This is a genomic window from Sporosarcina cascadiensis, assembly GCF_009650995.1.
GTDB classification, from domain to species: Bacteria; Bacillota; Bacilli; order Bacillales_A; family Planococcaceae; genus Sporosarcina; species Sporosarcina cascadiensis.
On the sequence record NZ_WHVV01000002.1, the window covers coordinates 207,667 to 226,764 of the forward strand.

19 protein-coding genes are annotated in these 19,098 nt (G+C 48.7%); 15 read left to right on the top strand and 4 right to left on the bottom strand.

All coding sequences use genetic code 11. The features are described from left to right. Positions 1-29 precede the first annotated feature (29 nt). The 6 genes from GDZ68_RS03320 (at position 30) to GDZ68_RS03345 (ending at position 3,620) form a co-directional block, all read left to right on the top strand. Positions 30-854 carry a flagellar hook-basal body protein gene (locus GDZ68_RS03320; protein ID WP_153720862.1) on the top strand — a complete coding sequence of 275 codons (825 nt, stop codon included), beginning with the start codon at positions 30-32 and terminating at the stop codon, positions 852-854. Between the two features lie 46 nt (positions 855-900). Next, positions 901-1,734, top strand: a complete 834-nt coding sequence (locus GDZ68_RS03325) for a flagellar hook-basal body protein (protein WP_153720863.1) — start codon at positions 901-903, stop codon at positions 1,732-1,734. Positions 1,735-1,756: 22 nt separating this feature from the next. Next, positions 1,757-2,128 (top strand): DNA-directed RNA polymerase subunit beta, encoded by a 372-nt coding sequence (locus tag GDZ68_RS03330; protein WP_153720864.1) that lies wholly within the window; start codon positions 1,757-1,759, stop codon positions 2,126-2,128. Positions 2,129-2,199: 71 nt separating this feature from the next. Next, positions 2,200-2,637, top strand: coding sequence for a 3-hydroxyacyl-ACP dehydratase FabZ (gene fabZ / locus GDZ68_RS03335; RefSeq protein ID WP_153720865.1), 438 nt, complete (start codon positions 2,200-2,202; stop codon positions 2,635-2,637). A 97-nt stretch (positions 2,638-2,734) separates the two neighbouring features. After that, the gene (locus GDZ68_RS03340; protein ID WP_228550988.1) at positions 2,735-3,130 is read left to right on the top strand and encodes a hypothetical protein; all 396 of its coding nucleotides are present in this window, start codon (positions 2,735-2,737) and stop codon (positions 3,128-3,130) included. An 88-nt stretch (positions 3,131-3,218) separates the two neighbouring features. Beyond that, positions 3,219-3,620, top strand: coding sequence for a hypothetical protein (locus tag GDZ68_RS03345; RefSeq protein WP_153720867.1), 402 nt, complete (start codon positions 3,219-3,221; stop codon positions 3,618-3,620). Between the two features lie 553 nt (positions 3,621-4,173). Here the strand turns inward: GDZ68_RS03345 and GDZ68_RS03350 are convergent. Continuing rightward, positions 4,174-4,614 carry a YwpF family protein gene (locus GDZ68_RS03350; RefSeq protein WP_153720868.1) on the bottom strand — a complete coding sequence of 147 codons (441 nt, stop codon included), beginning with the start codon at positions 4,612-4,614 and terminating at the stop codon, positions 4,174-4,176. A 242-nt stretch (positions 4,615-4,856) separates the two neighbouring features. Here GDZ68_RS03350 and GDZ68_RS03355 point away from each other — a divergent pair, with 242 nt between their 5' ends. The 3 genes from GDZ68_RS03355 (at position 4,857) to GDZ68_RS03365 (ending at position 6,005) form a co-directional block, all read left to right on the top strand. Then, positions 4,857-5,270 (top strand): single-stranded DNA-binding protein, encoded by a 414-nt coding sequence (locus tag GDZ68_RS03355; RefSeq protein WP_153720869.1) that lies wholly within the window; start codon positions 4,857-4,859, stop codon positions 5,268-5,270. A 331-nt stretch (positions 5,271-5,601) separates the two neighbouring features. Beyond that, the gene (locus tag GDZ68_RS03360) at positions 5,602-5,781 is read left to right on the top strand and encodes a hypothetical protein (RefSeq protein WP_153720870.1); all 180 of its coding nucleotides are present in this window, start codon (positions 5,602-5,604) and stop codon (positions 5,779-5,781) included. A 26-nt stretch (positions 5,782-5,807) separates the two neighbouring features. Continuing rightward, positions 5,808-6,005: a hypothetical protein gene (locus GDZ68_RS03365; protein WP_153720871.1), complete on the top strand. Its 198-nt coding sequence runs from the start codon at positions 5,808-5,810 to the stop codon at positions 6,003-6,005. A gap of 102 nt (positions 6,006-6,107) precedes the next feature. On the opposite strand, the gene GDZ68_RS03370 is transcribed toward GDZ68_RS03365, so the two are convergent. Continuing rightward, on the bottom strand, positions 6,108-8,849 hold the full coding sequence (locus GDZ68_RS03370) for a DEAD/DEAH box helicase (protein WP_153720872.1): 2,742 nt from the start codon (positions 8,847-8,849) through the stop codon (positions 6,108-6,110). Next, on the bottom strand, positions 8,846-10,420 hold the full coding sequence (locus GDZ68_RS03375) for a hypothetical protein (RefSeq protein WP_153720873.1): 1,575 nt from the start codon (positions 10,418-10,420) through the stop codon (positions 8,846-8,848). The genes GDZ68_RS03370 and GDZ68_RS03375 overlap by 4 nt, the downstream gene beginning before the upstream one ends. A gap of 855 nt (positions 10,421-11,275) precedes the next feature. Between GDZ68_RS03375 and GDZ68_RS03380 the strand changes: the two genes are divergently transcribed. Beyond that, positions 11,276-11,725 carry a transcriptional regulator gene (locus GDZ68_RS03380; RefSeq protein ID WP_153720874.1) on the top strand — a complete coding sequence of 150 codons (450 nt, stop codon included), beginning with the start codon at positions 11,276-11,278 and terminating at the stop codon, positions 11,723-11,725. Positions 11,726-12,670: 945 nt separating this feature from the next. Here the strand turns inward: GDZ68_RS03380 and GDZ68_RS03390 are convergent. Beyond that, complete coding sequence (locus tag GDZ68_RS03390; RefSeq protein WP_228550998.1) at positions 12,671-13,105, bottom strand: hypothetical protein; 435 nt, start codon at positions 13,103-13,105, stop codon at positions 12,671-12,673. A 298-nt stretch (positions 13,106-13,403) separates the two neighbouring features. On the opposite strand from GDZ68_RS03390, the gene GDZ68_RS03395 reads away from it, so the two are divergent. From GDZ68_RS03395 to GDZ68_RS03410, 5 genes are all read left to right on the top strand, one after another. Then, positions 13,404-14,096 (top strand): hypothetical protein, encoded by a 693-nt coding sequence (locus GDZ68_RS03395; RefSeq protein WP_153720876.1) that lies wholly within the window; start codon positions 13,404-13,406, stop codon positions 14,094-14,096. Then, on the top strand, positions 14,097-15,860 hold the full coding sequence (locus GDZ68_RS03400; RefSeq protein WP_153720877.1) for a hypothetical protein: 1,764 nt from the start codon (positions 14,097-14,099) through the stop codon (positions 15,858-15,860). It begins immediately after the preceding gene. A gap of 596 nt (positions 15,861-16,456) precedes the next feature. After that, positions 16,457-17,440 (top strand): nuclease-related domain-containing protein, encoded by a 984-nt coding sequence (locus GDZ68_RS03405; protein WP_153720878.1) that lies wholly within the window; start codon positions 16,457-16,459, stop codon positions 17,438-17,440. A gap of 96 nt (positions 17,441-17,536) precedes the next feature. Then, entirely contained in the window at positions 17,537-17,782 is a 246-nt protein-coding gene (locus GDZ68_RS18045) for a hypothetical protein (protein WP_194841039.1), read from the top strand. Between the two features lie 94 nt (positions 17,783-17,876). Beyond that, positions 17,877-19,028 carry a CAP and S-layer homology domain-containing protein gene (locus GDZ68_RS03410; RefSeq protein ID WP_194841040.1) on the top strand — a complete coding sequence of 384 codons (1,152 nt, stop codon included), beginning with the start codon at positions 17,877-17,879 and terminating at the stop codon, positions 19,026-19,028. Positions 19,029-19,098 lie beyond the last annotated feature (70 nt).

A 19,098-nucleotide genomic window follows, 5' to 3' on the forward strand; every position in this document is an offset into this window, starting at 1 on the left:
CGAGAACGGAATAAAAGGAGTGAAATGGAATGTTTCGTGGTTTTTACACGGTAGGATCGGGCATGATCGCACAGCAGCGCCGAACGGAGATGCTTGCGAACAATATGGCCAACGTCAATACACCTGGTTTTAAAGCGGAGCAGTCGACAATCAGGGCTTTTCCTGAGATGTTCATGTCTCGTCTCGATGCAGCGCGCGTGCCGACGGAAAAAGGATTGAATTTTAAAGGACTTGCACCGGTAGGCGGACTGTCCACCGGCGTTTATATGCAAGAAACTCTGCCTTTATTCGCCCAAGGTCAGCTGCGGGAAACAGAATTGAAGACAGATGTTGCACTGATCGACGGACCGATGGATGTCAATGAAGAGACAGGTGTAGCCGGAACGGTATTTTTCACGCTGGAAGGCGAAAATGGCGAACAATACTACACACGGAACGGAAATTTCACTGTCAGTGCAGAAGGCTACTTAACAAACCCGTCCGGACTGTATGTGCTGGACGCAACCGGCAACCGCATTGAACTTACCGGCGATGATATCCGTATTACGGAAGAAGGCATCATTTTCGAGGGAGACAGACAGGCAGCTGCACTCGGTGTAGCATACTCCGCAGAGCCGGATCTGCTGTCGAAACTCGATAACGGTTTGTTCCGGGCACCGGACGGACAGGCGCTGCCGATGGGCGGTAATTACTCTATGCAGCAAGGCTTCCTGGAAGATTCCAATGTGGACGCAGCGCGCGCCATGACTGACATGCTGACGGCATATCGTGCATTTGAAGCCAATCAAAAGATTTTACAGGCCTATGACCGCAGCATGGAAAAAGCAGTAAATGAAGTCGGACGTGTCAACTGATGCTCGCTGATTATGGATTGTCCAAGCAAGAGAGGAGCCGCTTTTTATGATTCGCACAATGACCACAGCAGTCAACACGATGAACCAGCTGCAGCATAAGCTTGATATGATTGGAAATAACTTGTCAAACTCCGCTACACACGGCTATAAATCGACTGACGCTAAATTTCAAGAACTGCTTTACCAGCAGATGAATAACGATAAAGCTGACCGTGCCGACCGCCGTTCAGAAGCAGGTATACGCATGGGAACCGGCTCACGGCTGGGCGGTGTTCAAATGAACTGGAAAGTCGGTTCGCTGCAAGTGACGGACCGCCAGCTGGACTTTGCCCTGACGGAACCGAAACAATATTTTAATTTGATTCAGCCGGGTGAAGGCGGAGAAGAAATCATTTATTCTCGTAAAGGGAATTTCTATGTATCACCGATGGATAACGGCCAGAATATGCTCGTCAATGAAGAGGGATTGCCTGTGGCGGACAGCTCCGGGCGCCCGATCATGTTTTCAGGACAAGCAACGAATTACCACGTCCATCCAAACGGTTTGCTTGAAGTGACGCAGCCGGGTGGAAGTCAGACGTTCGAGCTCGGTGTGACGGTACTGGAAAAGCCTAATTCTATGGTGCAGCTTTCTGCAACGAACTTTGGAATGCCTGCAGATCTTGCAGGACTCGGTATCCAGGCGAATGATTTACTGACAGAATTAACAGGCGCCGGACGCAGTCAGATCGGCCTGCAAAACCAGGCACTTGAAGCATCCAACGTCAATTATGAAAAAGAGATGACAGATTTGATTTCTGCGCAGCGTGCGTATCAATTTAATGCACGTTCTGTAACGATGGCTGATCAAATGCTGGGTCTAATAAATGGCATCCGCTAAGCGTGCAATAGGAGTACTGACTATGACAGATGAAAATCGTACAACTGAAAAGCAGATCCCGCAGGCCGCTGAAGCGAATCAGCCTTCGCGTAACGATCGTCATAAAAAGGCTGAAACAGACGCAAACTTCTGGGCGCGCATCAAAGCCAAATGGCCGAATAAAAGCCCGAAAGAAAATCCGAAAAAACAGGAAGTGCCGGCCGGCGAACTGAAATGGGTGCGCATCCGCATGTTCCCCATCTGGCTGCGCCTGCTGATCCTGCTTGCCCTTATGGTCCTGGCTGCACTGCTCGGCGCCATCATCGGCTTCAGCGTCGTAGGTGACGGTTCAGCAGGCGATGTCTTCCAAAAAGACACATGGCAGCATATTTTTGATATAATGAATGGCAAATAATTTTTCATTATCTACTGTTGTGAATGAAAATGTAACGGACGAGACATACTCGAACAAAGGAGAGTTTTCCTATGCTGTCAGCAGAGCAGATTCAAGAAATTATCCCGCATCGCTACCCATTTTTATTGGTCGATCGCATCGAAGAACTGGAAGAAGGCAAACGTGCTGTAGGACGGAAGAATGTGACCATCAATGAAGAGTACTTCAACGGTCATTTTCCAGGCTATCCGGTCATGCCGGGCGTTCTCATCGTAGAAGCTCTCGCGCAGGTCGGTGCCGTCGCTTTATTGAAAATGGAGTCAAACAAAGGACGTCTGGCTTTTTTTGCAGGCATCGATAATTGCCGGTTCAAGCGTCAAGTAATACCCGGCGATACACTTCGCCTTGAAGTCGAAATTGTTCGTCTGCGCGGAACAATCGGCAAAGGAAAAGCGATTGCCACTGTTGACGGTGAAGTCGCATGTGAAACGGAAATCACATTTGCCCTAGGTCCTGTGCAAAAGCAGTGAATCAGCGAAAAACTCACGGTTTGCATAGAAGTGAAAATTTGATACAATGAACATTGGATTGCCATCACCGGCATACAGTGGGAGGTTACAAAAGAGCATGTTTAAAAAGCTTTCTCCAAATATAAAAAGCAGTATTACCCGTTCCATTTCGCAGTCGTTCGAGCAATATATGAGCGATATCGGCTGGGCGGAAGAAAAGTACGATATAGAACAATTTTACGCGAGCTGGCGTGAATACATCACGACCAAAGCGCTTTGGTATGAGAAGATCCCTGAAGAAATCAAAGCAGATCCCAAATTTCATCAGGACTTGGCAAAACGTGTGGAAGAAGTATTGGTCCGCATCCTCAACGACCCGCCTTCCGAGGAGCAGATCGCACAGATTGAAATCCTGCAGGAAAAGCTTGATACCCATTATGAATATGGCTGTAAAGCAGAAGCTTTATACGTCCAAAATGTATTGGAAGCCAAGGCACAGCAACAAAAGAAGTAACATGAATAGTTCCTCCCTTTTCGCACAAGCTAACAAAGATCGTACCGGAGCGTATGATTGACAGCACGCAAAAAGGAGGAATTTTTTTATGATCAGAAAAGCACTGCCAGCAGTCTTTGCATCTGCACTCGTCCTGACGGCTTGTAACACGGATAACGGCGCTCTTCCAGACAACAATGAAACACCGATGGAGAATATGGAGCGAGACAACACGTCAAACGACAACAAGCGCATGGGCCCGAATCTCGATGGTCTCGATGAGAATAACGGGAACAACGGCGGCGTCATGAACGAGGACCGCAAAGGAATCATCGACGACAACAACCAGAACACGCTCGATGAAAACTTAGATCTGGACGACGGTCTGATGGATGGGGAAAACGGTAATCGCGGCGCACGCGATGACAGCACCATTCAAGACAAAACGAACAGCAGCGACACAGCGCCGGACGGCATCATTCGTGACGAAGATCGTAAAGACAACCGATAATGCTCCAGCTGTCGAAAACGGCTCCTGCCAGTAGCAGGGGCCGTTTTTAGTATGGGGAAAAACTGTCTAGACGAGAAAAAACGCAGGTGGGCGCGCGAAAAACGCGTCCAGACGCACCAAAAGCCTGTCCAAGCGCGCGAAAAACACGTCCAGACGCACCAAAAACTTGTCTCAACGCGCGAATAACCTATTTTTGCGCGCGAAAAACATGTCCAGACGCTCCAAAAGCCTGTTCAAGCGCGCGAAAAGTACTTTCAGACGCTCGTAACGCCGGGGCAAACGCTCCAAAACTGTGTCTGCGCGCTCGAAACCGTTTCTGTGGCGCTCGTAACCAACATTCCTGGTCTTAGTTTGCTGCGGAAATCTGCGTATGCTCATAGACATCGCACAACCGCTCATACATATGCGCTGCACGATCATACTCGGCGGCCGAATGATCATAAAGACAGTCCGCGTGATCATACCCGCATGGCTGGCGCTCATACTCGTTCCATCCGTGCTCATAGCCCAAACTTAAAAAAAAGCCGCCACAAAAGTGACAGCTCCGCATTCTTTATTCCGCAGGCATATTATCCCGGCGCAGCTTCGGCCGGTCCCACATCGCTGTTTCAAATTGCTCCAGCAAGGCATCGCCCTCCAAGCCGTCTTCGAGCAGCTCCTCCAGCAAATGCTCCGCATACTTCGACCGGGCGCGTTCCAGACGGCCTTTCATCAGCACGGAAATACGTTCTCCGATCTGACTCCAGTCCTCAACCGCCACAATGAACGACGCAGGTTCATTCCCCGGATAGGAAATGACCACCCGCACAGTCAATATCGTTTTCTCCGTCTTCCACTTTTCCATAATATCTTTATATTTTTCATCGATAAACAACTCGAGCACCCATAGTCGGTGGCTGTTTTCCTGATTGATAATAATGCCGTCATACAGAGGAAATGGAAGCACTCCGTCATCCTGCATGACTTCTACTGAAATCATTTTAAACGTCTTCATTCGAAATCACCCCGGTACAATTTTCCTCAGTATAGCACAAAAACGCGAAACAGCCGAAAATTCATTAATGCGTGAGGATCTATTCAGGTAAAGATCATAGCTATGCGGATTCCACAATAAGCCGCCGAATGAAAATTAATAAATCAGCCCATTATCGATCCCAAAAATGAATTTTGCCGCTTTGCCAGGACGGTTCATTCTGTCATAAGATTAGCTCAACCTAATGAAAGGAGGAGAAACCAGTGAACCAAGTGGCGTTAGTTGGGCGCATCACAAAAGATCCTGTACTGAAGGAGCTCGCTTCAGGAAGAGTCAACACGACATTCTTTCTCGCCATCAACCGCACCTTCAAAAACGCAGACGGTGAGATTGCGACAGATTTTGTCCTGTGCTCTGTCTGGGGAAGAACTGCGGAGAATCTCGTTCGCCACTGTGGCAAAGGATCGCTCGTGGGCGTCAGCGGCAGCATCCAGACGCGCAGCTATGAACGTGAAGACCGCACAAAAGTGTATGTCACAGAAGTTGTTTGCTCAGATGTCCGTTTTCTTTCATCCAAGTCAGCGAAGCCGAATGAAACAGAAATAAAAGCGCAATCAACTGACGAAGCGTCCCAATTTGAAGTCGCTGAAAAAGGACAAGCACTGCCTATTTTCTAATACTTGCATCACTCGAAAAGAAGGGGGGAGAGAAACAGGCAAATCGGCCGTTCATCGCAGTCACTTTCACTCATGATCAACTCCGAGAATGAGTACCTATAATCGAAGAGAAACGAAAAAAGAGAAAACTGGAAAGACACTACAAACAAGCATATTCGCCGAAAGAAAACACTCTGTGCGGGGGTGGGGACCCCTCAAGAGAACCAGCTATTCAGCATAGGAACTGAATAAGTTTACGCCGACTCATCCGCCGCACGTGCGTCTGGAGACCACTTCCAGCAGCGAGCCGGCGGGATACATAAAGAATCTTTGCGGAAAGGAAGTGAACTCCATGACTCTAAACCAGAAAACCCTCTCGAAACACCACCCTCCCGTCTCCCAGCAAGATATCCAGCGCCTCGAAACCCAAATCGGTCAGCTGATCCGCATCATCGCCAACCTCAACGAGCGCCTGAACTACCTCGAAACAAACACCTCGAATCCTTTCTTCGTCCCATCCGTCAGAAAATAACAAGAAAAGACCAGCATCCGCTCGAGATGCTGGTCTTTTCTTTGGTTGTATTGCGGGAAGTGTTGGGCTATGAGTATGGGGGCGGGTTCAATGATCACGCCGGTGTGCGCTATGATCACGCGGTTTGGGCGAATGATCATGCAGCCGGTGTGTATGAGCGGCTGGGGCAGGGCAATGAGCGCTTGAGCGGATTCTATGATCATCCGCGAAGCTTCTCTGGCTAGGAGCCGCACCAAACCCGGCATCAGCCGAACCAAACCGGCATCAGCCGAACCAAACCGGCGTCGCACCGCGCCAAACTCAAACCCCGCCCCGCCAAACCCATCTCAATTAAAACTCAGCAAATCCTCCAGCTCGCGATCATTTAGCTCCGTCAGCCACTGGCTCGAATGAATCAAATCGGCTGACAATGCCGCTTTCTCGCCGAGCATCTGGTCAATCTTCTCTTCAATTGTCCCGACCGTCACAAACTTATGCACGTGCACGAACTTCGTCTGGCCGATCCGGTACGCGCGGTCTGTCGCCTGGTTTTCGACAGCGGGATTCCACCAGCGGTCCGCATGCAGTACGTGATTCGCCTGCGTCAAGTTCAATCCAGTGCCGCCGGCTTTTAGCGACAGGATGAAAATAGGGAACTCGCCGTTCTGGAACGCTTCGACCAACGCATCGCGCTGTCCTTTCGGCATACTGCCCGTCAAGAATGGCACATCAATGCCATGCAGCTCCGACAGGCACTGGCGCAGCATCTGGCCCATACCGATGTACTGCGTGAAGATCAGGCATTGCTCGCCGTTCGCCGCAATCTCCGCGGCCATCGAGACGATCCGCGCGAGTTTATTAGAACGTTTCGTCAGCTCGGAAGCGGGCACCTGCGTTTCTTTCAAGAACAATGCCGGGTGATTGCAAAGCTGCTTCAAGCGGCTCAGCATTTTCAAAATCAAACCTTTGCGCTCAAATCCGGTCAGCGTTTCCAGCTTAAACTTCGTCTCATCGACAAAGCTTTCGTAAAGCGCTGCCTGCTCTGTCGTCAGCGGAACATATTCATTCTGCTCAAGTTTCTCCGGCAGATTCAAGCGCAAGGCCGGATCATTTTTCGTCCGCCGCATCATGAACGGCTGAATGCGCGCGCGCAATTTCCGCTTCTCCGCTTCGAGGTCATCCCGCTCAATCGGTACGATAAATTCCTCGCTGAACTTGCGGAAACTGCCGAGATAGCCTTTATGAATGAAATCAAAAATCGCCCACAGCTCAGACAGTCGGTTTTCGATCGGCGTACCGGTCAGCGCAATATGGTGAACGCCGTGCAGTTTGCGAATCGCCCGCGATTGCTTCGTCTGCAGATTCTTGATATTTTGCGCTTCATCGATCGCCACACTCGCAAATGTATATTCCGACAGCATCTCGCCGTCCTGCGTGGCGGTGCCGTATGTCGTCAAAATTACATCTGCTTCCTGCCGGGCCATCATCTCGCCGAACTGTTCCTCACGCGCCCGGTTCGTTCCATAATGCAAATGCACCCGCAAAGAAGGTGCAAACCGCTCCAGCTCCTTCTGCCAGTTGCCCATGACACTCGTCGGGCAGATGATCAGCGAAGGAGAATTCGTCTCCGGCAAATCATGCACATACAATAAGTAGGCAATGAGCTGAACCGTTTTTCCGAGTCCCATATCGTCAGCCAGCACGGCGCCAAAGTCGTTAGCCCGCATGAAATGAAGCCATTCAAAGCCTTCCTGCTGATACGGACGAAGCTCTGCCTGCAGCGATTCCGGCACCGGCACTTCCGGCAGCCCTTTCTTCTCCTGCAGCATCGTCATCACCTTACGCAGTGACTGCTGCATCGAGAACGCCACGAGCGGATCATCCTCATCTTCCTCGTCCAGCACCGGCGCAATCTCTTCCGGCACCTCATGGAACAGCAGATCCTTCACCGTCCACTCGCCGTCATCCACCTGCTCCATCAACTCACGGATCCGCTTAAGCCACGCCGGATCCAAATGAAACCACTCATCGCCCGCGCGGATATATTCACGGTTCTCATCCACCATGCGCTGAAATTGCTCACGGTCAATATTTTCTCCGGCCAATGAAAACTGCCAATTAAACGACAGCACCTGATCGAGACTCGCAGATGAACGGTATGACTGCATGCCGGCAGATGTCCGGATCTTCAGCTTCGTCTCCGTAACCGATTTCAGCCACGCCGGCAGAATTACCGGATAATCAAATGCCTGGCACAGAGGCAGGTCTTCCTGAATAAACACCCGCACTTGCGCATCATTCAGCAGCTCATGGACAAATTGATCTTCCGCAGCAAGCTCAATGGAACGGAAAATCCCTGCCATTTCCGCCTGACGTTCCTGAATATCCGGTGCAAACTTCTTACGTGCAGCAGGCAAAGCTTCCTCAATCGGAGCATGTACTTTGCGAATCGCAGGCGACCACTGCGCACCGCGTTCGCTGATCAGGATGGTCTCCAGCAGCCAGTCCGTCTCGTCAATATCGGGCTCCGTCAAACGCAGCGCCACACGGAACGGCAGCTTAGTGGATTCACTATGCGGCCAGCCGTATTGCTGGAAGTGGGGGAGCAGCGCAGGGAAATCCTTCATGGACACACCGAGCGTCGCCAGCTGACCGCGGACAGCCAGCGAAACATAGCGTCCCGCTTGATCCGACAGACCGGTTTCCTGCATATCAAACGTTAAACCTCCGTCGGTTGCCTGGATATGCGAAAACAGCTTAGGGTCCTGCCAGAGCCGTGCCGCTTCCCGAATCGCCGTCAGCACATCGTCATCTTCTTCTGTCGCACCTGCATAATGAACATACGGATGCCCTGCAGAAGAAAACAAGCGCAGCAATTCATCAATCGTCACGTCAATCCAGCCGTCACGCTGCGGAACGAGCATGCCGTACAGCGTCGGTTCATCCGAATAAAACAAATACGATACGAGCATGTCCGACGAAATATCCCGAAGTTCTCCGGCGACATTCGCGCTGACCAGGAACGCACCGTCCTGTCCTTCTTTCAGCGTTAATTCCAAGGCAAGTTGCAAGATGTTCGATTGGGTCATAGCAGCAAGTTTCCTTTCTCCATTTCTTCCATCAGTGCACGCAGGCGGGGAAATTGCTGGCGGACTGTGTTGATATAACGGTTCCAAAATTCATTGCGGCCGTCACGTTTGGCAGCCGTTTTCATTTGCTTCCATAAACGCACGGCACGGCGGTAACTGTCGCGATTCTTTTCTTTTACTAATTTCAAAGCTTCCGCATGCATCAGCGGGAATACCGCCCTCGAATCTTCGGCAAGTGCCTTTTTCAGCGCATTGCCATCAATCATATCGACTGAATTCCGGGTCAGATGCATCAGCGCAGCCCACTCGTCATACCGGCTTCTTTCGAATAAAAATTGCCCGTACGCGCGGTTCGCTTCCGGTCCGTATGACTGAAACAGCTGGTCCCGCTGTTCTTCAGGTACATCCGATAATGCCAGCAGCTGATCGATATCTTCCGCAAAAGCCGGGCGGTTGCGGACAGCCAGCTGCTGATAATAGTCCGCGAGGTGGGGAAGCAGCTGCAGCATAATCGACCGGACAATGTCAAAATCCTCGTCCTCTTTCGCATACAGCGCAAACGCCAGCCACTGCGGAACAGCCGTCGGATCCAGCACTTCCAATTCGCGATCCAGCTCGTCAAAACGCCCCGACGTCAAATAAAGAAATGCACGGAACAGCGAAGCATCCGTCGAAGTTTCATTTTCCAGGCGGCGGATTGCCTCAGATAATTCGGCTTCATCGGTATAGAGCTCTGTATAAACGAGCCTGAACGCCTCAAAACGTTTCGAGAATAAGCCGTCTTCTTCCACTGCAAACGAATGAATCAGATCCTTCAGCCTGATATGGAAGGCATCGGTTTCAAACAGCCGGGATTTCGAACTCAGCTGAATAATGCCGGCCTTCAATTCGGACAGCTGTTCATTGAGCCAGATCGTCAGCTGCCACTTGCCGTACTGATAGGAATCGTTCGATGATAGCTCGCTGTTCAGGAACCGCCAGGCCGCCTGTAGCAGCGTTAATTCGTAGTACAGCGTAAAGAGCGGCTTCCATTCCCATTCAAAAGGAGAAAGCCGCGTCTTCTGCTGTTCGATTTTCGATGCGTAATGCAAAAAGCCCGTCGGTCCGTCTTTGTGATCGAGTTCCCCGAGCGGCTTCACCAGTTGTGTCAAAGCAGAAATCCAGGCATCCGGCGTACGCTGCTGGATAGAGAGCTGCGTCTGCACCGAGCCGGACTGCCGCCAGTTATGCAGCCAGTCCGACAGCGAATGAAACTGCGAATACAAATGAAAGACGACCGCGATCTGATGCGCGCACCAGCTGTCGTTCAGGCAGGTGCAGTAAGGCTCCATCGTCTGAAAAGAAAGCCGTGCGAATTCCGACTCCGTGCCTGAAATGTTGGCCATCAGCGACTGTTCGCTTTGTGTGTAGCGGTAGGCGCCGATTGCGTTCATGCGGACTAAAGAAGCCGCCTTGCGGACGGTCTCCGCCTGCTGCGGCACAGTCGGCTGGAATGTATGTTTAATATGGTTCATGAATTCTTCAATTTCACGTTCGTGCAAATTTGCGATGCGTTCAATCGTCATTTGCATCGAATCAACTCCTTATAAAAAAGCATTCCCTCTATTATAGCGGTTTCCGGAGTGCTTTACCACTGCTTGAGAAGAAGGTGGAAGATTCATTTTTGAAGTGTCTGTGATATGAAACGTGGTAAGTAGGAGGAGACCGTTTCCCTGCGTTCCAGACGGACGCTTTCGGGAGGGCCCTCGGTGAGCCAAGCGAACAGCGAAGGGTTCGCTTTGCCGTATTTCTGCGCTCTTTGCAGAAATTAAGGCAATACAGGGTTCTTTCTACACGCTATTTTCGCTTCGCTCCCCTTAGTTGTCTCATCCTATCGGGCTGATCCTCCCCGAGTCGCCGTCTTCCACTCCGGTACACTGGCTGGTTTTTCAGAACTTTTTGTGTGGGTATGCAGTATGAGCATAATATTAGAGATTATTACGGTAGGTGAAGTGTTTCATGCACTACTTATCATTCTGCAAAGGCTAAGATTCTTGTAGTTAATACAATTGCGTAATCGAGCAACCAAACCACACCAACTAAACTCGTACTCTGCCAAAAAAGCTACATGATATACATTCCCCACGTCAGCGAAGGCGCAACTGCGGGGTCGGCCGTTGCTGTGAGACTGCTGGCACGCCTTTCGCCAGTAGGCTCATATCGTAAGGCAATCCCCCAGCGCCGAAGCGGGTTAAAACTACAAATACACAACCCGTTCAAACCTCAATGAGTACTGGACAAGTTATCAAAAATAGAATCTAGTGTAGAACCGAAAATCTATTGACATATTTGATGGAACTGGACACATATCATTCACAAAAGCCTTCTAATTGTGATATATTATTAATAATCGGAATATTCATTAAATTAACAAGGAGGGAGACATCATGTTGCTCATCCAGCGAATCAAGCCCTTTTTCACCAGTCAGGAAGAGTTCAACTTACGTCTTGTATTCGCCTATCAGTATTTTTCCATTAAAAAGAATGACGAAGTGTTCCAGTTTGTACCGTCTGAGGGCAAGGAGATTATCATCAATACGAAAAGTCTGCAAATTGAGAACTTAGGAGAGGTATTTGTCTTTCAGCGGGGGAGTCGGTTCATCAGGATCCCACTTTATCAATTATTGCTAGTTTCCGATTTGCATATGCATTTGTCGACTATACTCGAAGGAGCGATGGAAGTGGAAGGCCATCTAAAAGAGGAAAGTGCGCGTGAAGCAGAGGGATTGGTGCAGCAATTGGAGAAAGAGAATTGGGAACGCATGGTGGATTATGCGCTGGAAACGAAAAACCGGCTCTTGTTTAAGGAGTTGACGGAAGGACTGCGACTGATTTGATGACTATCACCAATTAAAAAACACCTCAGTTGAACCGCATCATACATGCGTCAAAACCGAGGTGTTTTTATGTTGACTGAAACTGTATCGACCATGTCCTCATAGTGTCAGGAAATGGAGCGCCAGTACGAAAAGTCCAGATCCGCCAAGGCCCATTGCAAAGTCCTGCCACGTAAACTCAATCGTCTTTTCCAAGTTCATCGCTCATCACTCCTTTATGTAATGTCACGGGTCAACGCCCTTATTACTTGACATACCCGCGATATGATCAATTATAACCGATATTACGGATTTTTAAACATTCAGATTATTAAATGATTATATTTTACTAGGGAATTTCGGATAAATGAGTCTGGGGACTAAGGAGGGGGAGATGCTTAGGATGGTAGGTGGGGATTTGCGCTTCAGGCGGTACGCTTTCCGGAGGGCCCGCGGTGAGCCAACCTGGTCGCTTCGCTCCCCTAGGTTGTCATCACCTGTCGGGCTGATCCTCCCGGAGTCGACCGCCTTACGCTCCAATCCTAGTTTTCTGGTAGATAGATTTAGAAGGTTCATTGAAGTTGTTATTTTAACTAGTTTGAGCTCTTAATAGGGGAAAGTAGTGATTAACATATCGTGATGGTAATCTAGTTATCGATGCTTTCAAAAGAAGTTCAGGTGAGCTGAACATTTTTGCGCTATTGATATAGTGGCAACTAAATATACAGACATAAAAAATGCAGCCACCTCATATCGCAGCCGCATTTCATTTCATACTGTTAAAGTATTCTTCTGTGACCTGTAACTGCTTATAAAGTATTTCCTTCCATAAATGTCCTCTTACTTCCCCGGTTCCCCTAGAAACTTTTGTCCGTTTAATTGTGCCATCATCAGTAACTTTTCTGAAATAAATATGATGGCCTTTCTTTTTGAATTCTTCCCAGCCGTCACGCTGGCAAAAGCGTTCTATTTCTCTCCAGCTAGGCACTTAATTAACCCTTTTACATCTTCTTGATTTTCCTGAACTAAAACATTCATGATGTAAGGGAATTGATCGTGACGATTAGGGGAGTGGAAATATAAATTGAAATTATCTTGGTACTCATTGGCATATTCGATTAATTCATCTGCTACTAATTCTAAAGCTTCTTCTTCTGTGTCACTATTCTCTACAATATCAAAGTCAACTAGCGAAGCAGTACAGGTGCCATCATCTTCTTGGATGATTGTTGCTTCGAATATAAAAGTGGCAAATGCAGCTTTAAGATGCTCGGAACTCAGTGCAGCCCACTCATCTCGATTGCGTTTAACAAATCGAGGCCCTTCCCGAACTACATCGTCATTGAATTGGCTCCAGTGTTGACGCACATCGCTGGCATTAAGAACAGCTTGCATGATCATCACTCCTCTCACCTCCTATTTTATCATATTCGTACACTTTGTACAAGGTGTACGCTGTGTACGGTTATGTCTTTATTATATGTATCATTGACACAATGCGGATATGATAAACGAGAGAATGAAAATACTTATTATCGTGTAATTAATTATCATCCCAACCCCCAAAACCACTCCAATCCTATCAAATTCCACTTCAATACGAGACAATCGTTGCAAATTCGCCATTTTTTGATAAAGTAAGAGAGATAGAATTTCAGAAAATCCGAACGAACACGTTAGAGGCAAAGGAGAAGTACATATGTATTCTACTTACGGTTATTGGCGTTCATTAGTATATCCAGACCGGCTTGCCGGCGAATTAGGGCAAGGGGCGGTGGCTGGGTTCAAGCGCCGGGTGTTTGGTGTATTCATTTTAGGCATCATTCTGTTCATCCTCCGCGACATGTGGGGTATGAATACGGAAACGATGACGTATATTCTGGCGAACGGTACAGTCGATGACTACACGATTGCACGTTACGCTTCATTAGTCGGATCGATTTTGTGGTCCGTCATCTACATGGCATTTCATTTCTGGGGCGTCGCTTGGATTTTAAGCATGATCACGAACATTGCGTTCAAACCATTGCTGAAACTGCAATTGGTTGTTGTCGGCTTGCTGTTATTTGAGAAGCTGATTAACTTCCTGGTGTTCGCACTGGCAGGCAAGGCAGCGAGCGTTTCGATCCTTTCATTCGGACCGCTGGCGATGACATTTTTGGAAAACTGGTACATTATCTTCTTCGTCAATCAATTGACGATATTCTCCGCGCTGGTTGTGGCGGTGCAATACCGGTTCATTCGCTTCTATGATGCAGAAGGCGAAGGAGTCCGCAAAGATGTGATCTGGCTGTTGATCGCATTGCAGATTGTATTTGCGCTCATTACAGCGGCAGTCGGTTTCGTTCCGGTAGAAAAAATGCTGAATTTATTGATGATTGGGGGACTGTAAATGATGAAATCACGGAATATCATCGTGGCGGTCCTCATGACAGCTTTTATTGCACTCAACAGTTATCTCGTGTTTTCCGAGAAAAGTGTGATTCCGAAATCATTTTATGTCAACGGCTATGAGCGGCTGGCGGCGGACGATTACACGAAAGAGCTGGATAAAGAAGGCTTCATTGCGCCGAAAGATTTGCATACGGTGTATTTGAAGGAAGACCAGACGATTGACTCGTGGCTGGTGAATGAAGGAGAGACGGTCGATTTTGGAACGGAACTTGCTTCATTGAAGACCGATCATATCGATCAGCAGCGCAGTCAATTAAATGCGGAGCGGGCAGCTTTGCAAAATCAGGTGTCGACGATTCGTCAGACGATCAGCGACCTGGAGTATGAGCAGAAAAGCAGCAACGGATCGCGGGGCAACAGTGATTCGTATGATTCGAATGATGATAAGAAAGTGCAAGTGAATATTGATGTAGGCGTTGACGTGGTAGGGGAAGGCACGTTCGCGCAGGCGATTGCCGATGCGGAACGTGATTTGGCCCAAGTGCAGCGTCAAATCGAAACATTGGACTCGAAGATTGACGAGCTGCCGACAGAAGCGGCGATGACGAGTCCGGTGAACGGCTACGTGGTGAAGATTAACCGCGACAGTGCTTCGGTCGATATTTATAGTACGGACCAGACGATCGTGACGTATGTTCTGCATAATGAATGGCAGGATATCGAGCCGGGCAGTTTTGTGACGATCCAGCACGAAGCGATTCGTACACCGTTTGTGTCGAAAGAAGTGCCGGAAGAAACACCGGTCAGCGGTACGGAAGATGAAGTGGCGGCTGTATCGGCTGACGGCACACCGCCTGCAGTGGTGGAAGATCAGTTTGGCGATGATTTGAATCATGATGTCGATCGTTCGAAGACAGGCGGGAATGATGCGGATTTGCAGGACTTTGATACGGACATCGGAGATCCCGATACGGATGTCAACAGTGATGACAATCCGGACGGCACGCTTGGCAATCCGGATGGTTCAATAGATAATTCGACAGATGAGTTCGAAGATCCGAACACGACGATTGAAGAGCCGGACAGCACGATTGAGCCGGATAATGAGGTTATAGATCCGAACGATACGGAAAATGAACTTCCACCTGAAGGCGGCATAATCGAGATGCCAGAGGGACAGTCTGTGCCTACAAAAGAAGAGAAAAAACTGGCGGATATCAAGGAGCGCATTACCCCTGATTATCCGACTGAAATCTCTACGCTCAGCGGGACAGTAGTTTCGGTTTCCAAAGTGCCTGCACAGGATGATAAATGGCTGAAAGCTTATAAGGCGCTCGGCAATACGCAGAAGGACAATCCACTGGCGTATTATGAAGTGCGTATTGCGCCGTACGATGAGCAGCTGGAACTGCCGTTCGGCACGAATGTCAACACGTTCATCCAGACGAATGAAGCCAATCAGGCGACGAGCATTAAGACTAGCTGGCTGGTGAATAAACATAATGACACAGCGAAAGTGTGGACGCTCGACAGCAAAGGCCGTGCAGTGCAGACTGTTGTGGAAACACCGTTTACGTCGCTTGACCGCTCGATTTTAGTGAGCGGCACACAGCCGGGCGCAGTTGCGTTGTATAATGTCAACTTGGATGACAGGTTGGATAATCAGTCAGTTTTCCATCCGCAGCCGCTGTATCTGCCGGAGTGGGATAAGTGGAAAGGTGTGCACTGGCAAAGTTATGTGCGTTATATGGTGAAGCATTAAGATGGAAAAACTGCCCTTGTGGCAGTTTTTTTCGTTTTTGGGGAGGGGGGTTGGCGTTGCGTATGTGAGTGATCATTGGGTGCTCCTGTGTGATCATAGAACCTTGTCGAGTGATCATAGAATGTTGCTGGATGATCATAGCGGTTGTCCGTGTGCTCATTGAGCCGGCTGGCGTGATCATACATGGTGCGGAGATGATCATAGCGCGTGCCATAGCGGCAAATTCAGCTTGGTGGAAGTGCGTTTGATCATTGAATCGTGTCGAGTGATCATGGAACCTTGTTGAGTGATCATAAAGTGTTGCTGGGTGATCATAGCGGTTGTCTGTGTGCTCATTGAGCCGGCTGGCGTGATCATAAACAGTACGCAGTCGCTCATGGCATTTGAAAACAATTAGTACTTAGTGTTCATTTTATTGAAAACCTTTCAAAATAGTAGAATCTCGGATACCAAAATCAAGTTTTCCCACTTATTTCGAAATGAAAATTCAATTTCACCCTCCAAACCCGCATCAAAAATGAGTTTTATCCATAAAGTCCCATTCCTCTGAATACTTGCTATAATAGAGTATATAGCTAATAGAGGGAGGAGTATATTTGATTTATAAAACACGTGAAATGCCAAGAGTGATGATCGGCCAGCATGCGTTATTAAAGCGCCTGCCGTCTGCTCATCCGAAATATGAGAAAGTGCGGATGGATTTTTACAACGGAAAGGCAGGATTTGGCGGCGAAAAAGAGTTTGATTACCACTTGCGTGAGTTTGTGCCGTGCTATCCGCATGCTATATTGCATGATTTGTATTTGAAGTATGATCAATTTTATTTTCAGATTGATTCGCTGCTGATTACGCCGAGTGTGATTGTCTTGTTTGAGATCAAGAATATTGCAGGAAAGCTTCACATAAAGCAAAATCCTACGCAGTTTATTCGGGAGTCTGCGGCGGGTGAGCGGACTGTGCTGAGAAGTCCGATTGAAGAGCTTGAACGCAAAAAGTACTTTCTGCGAAACTGGCTGGCGCAGCGGAAAGTGGATATTCCGATAATAGATTATGTCGTGTTTGCTTATCATAATGAGCTGAATATCGAGAATATGGAAGCCCACCGAATTGTTTTCTCCTATGAAGTCCCCAATAAACTACGCGCGCTGGAAATGGATACTGCCATTTTGAATGAAAGACAGGTGCAGCATCTGGCCGGCGAATTAGCGAAATCCCACCGTGTATTTGATCCCCTACCAATGAAGCAGAAATATGACCTGGCATCTGAAGAACTCATGACCGGCGTAACTTGTCAGGTGTGCGACCGATTCAGTATGCAATGGCGAATGAGAACTTGGCAGTGCCAGACATGTGGTTACAAAGATCCCCTTTGCCATCTGAATACCCTTACAGAATGGCTATGCATAGAAGGCGGGCAAGTGACGAATCAGCAGTTCCGACAATTCAGCAGGACAAGTTCACGCCATACGACAAAGCGGTTACTGACCAATGAATTTACCGAGCTGCATGGTAAGAATAGGACATCGACCTATCAACTTTCTTCGCGATTGCTGAGTATCCCGGCTAAATTATCGTTCTAGATGAAACTGGCTATGCTCATAGAGACCTTGCAAGTGATCATATAGAATTGTCCAGCGCTCATACTTATTGGACGAGTGATCATGGGAGATGTTTGTATGATCATAGAGGCGGGATGGGCGATCATGGACAATGAAGCGGTGATCATAAACGATCTTTTAATGAAAAGCTGGCTTTTCCACCATTTAAGCGCATGGTTTTTTTCATGCGCTTTTGTTTTTGTCTTACTTGATCATAGGAGTGGCTCAAGCGCTCATTGGCCCTTGGCGCGTGATCATAGCTCTGTGCCAGGCGCTCATAGACCATTCACGAATGATCATGCGACCCTTGCGGGCGCTCATTAAGACGTGTTGCGTGCTCATAAAACGTATTTCCTACCAAATCCCCCTGCAAAACTGGGCGGTTATCCAGTATACTCTACAAAAGGAGGTTGAAACTATGAAACTTTCAAATGGGCAGAGGTTGTTTATTGGCACGGCTGCTGTGACGGTGGCTGCATCGGCTATATATGTGCCGGGTGCTTCGGCGGCGACTTTTACGGATGTGCCTGCTGGGCATTATGCGGAGGAAGCGATTGCTTATATGGCGGCGAATCAGATTATTAATGGGTATCCTGATAATACATATGGTATCAACAAGCCGGTGACTCGGGCGCAGGCTGCGAAGATGATTGCGCTGGCGATTAAGGCGAAGCCGAGTCATGCGTATAAGATGGACTTTACTGATGTGACGCCGGCTCACGGTTCCTATGAACATATACGAGCGCTGACGGAGAAGGGGCTGTTTGCCAATCAAGCGAAATTCAATCCGAATGAACCGCTGACGCGCGGGCAGATGGCGAAGCTGCTGGTTCTGGGTTATAACATTATTACGGATGATAATGATTTTATTCGATTTGCGGATGTGTCGAAGTCGAATGGGGCTTATAAATACATTATTACGATTGCGGAGCTGAATATTACGACGACGCGGCCGGGAGCTAAGTTTAATCCTAATGAGTCGGTTACGCGTGCGCAGATGGCGGCGTTTCTTTATCGGACGATTGAGTTTGATAAAAAGCGGGCGAAGGGGCTGATTACGTATGATGCGAAACAGAAGCGTTATGTGGATCATCAGAAACCGGCGGCGCCTGAACAGCCTAAACCGGAGACTCCAAAGCCGGAACAGCCGAAACCAGATCCGAAACCTGAACCGCCTGTGACTCAGCCTTCATTGGCGGCGCAGACTATTATCAATGTCAATGCGGAGCGGAAGGCGGCGAAAGTGGCAACGCTGCTTGCGGATCCGGCACTTAACCGGATTGCGGCTGCGAAAGCGGAGGATATGGCGAAGTATGGAGAGCTGTCGCATACTTCTAAGACCTACGGCACCGTGCCGGAGATGCTGGCGAAGTTTAATTATAAATGGAAAGCGTATGGAGAGAATATTGCGGCAGGCTATAGCACGGCTAAAGGTGTTACGGAGGCATGGATGGCTTCGCCCGGTCACAAGGAAAATCTGCTGAGCAGTTCATTCAGTCATATGGGAGCGGGGACGGCGACCGGCAAGGACGGCACGGTCTATTGGGTCAATTTGTTCTCTAAAAAATAAATGCGGACAGGCGCTTAATCGCAGCTGGTTAGGGTATAGTGAGAAGATACATATAAGAACGCACCATAGG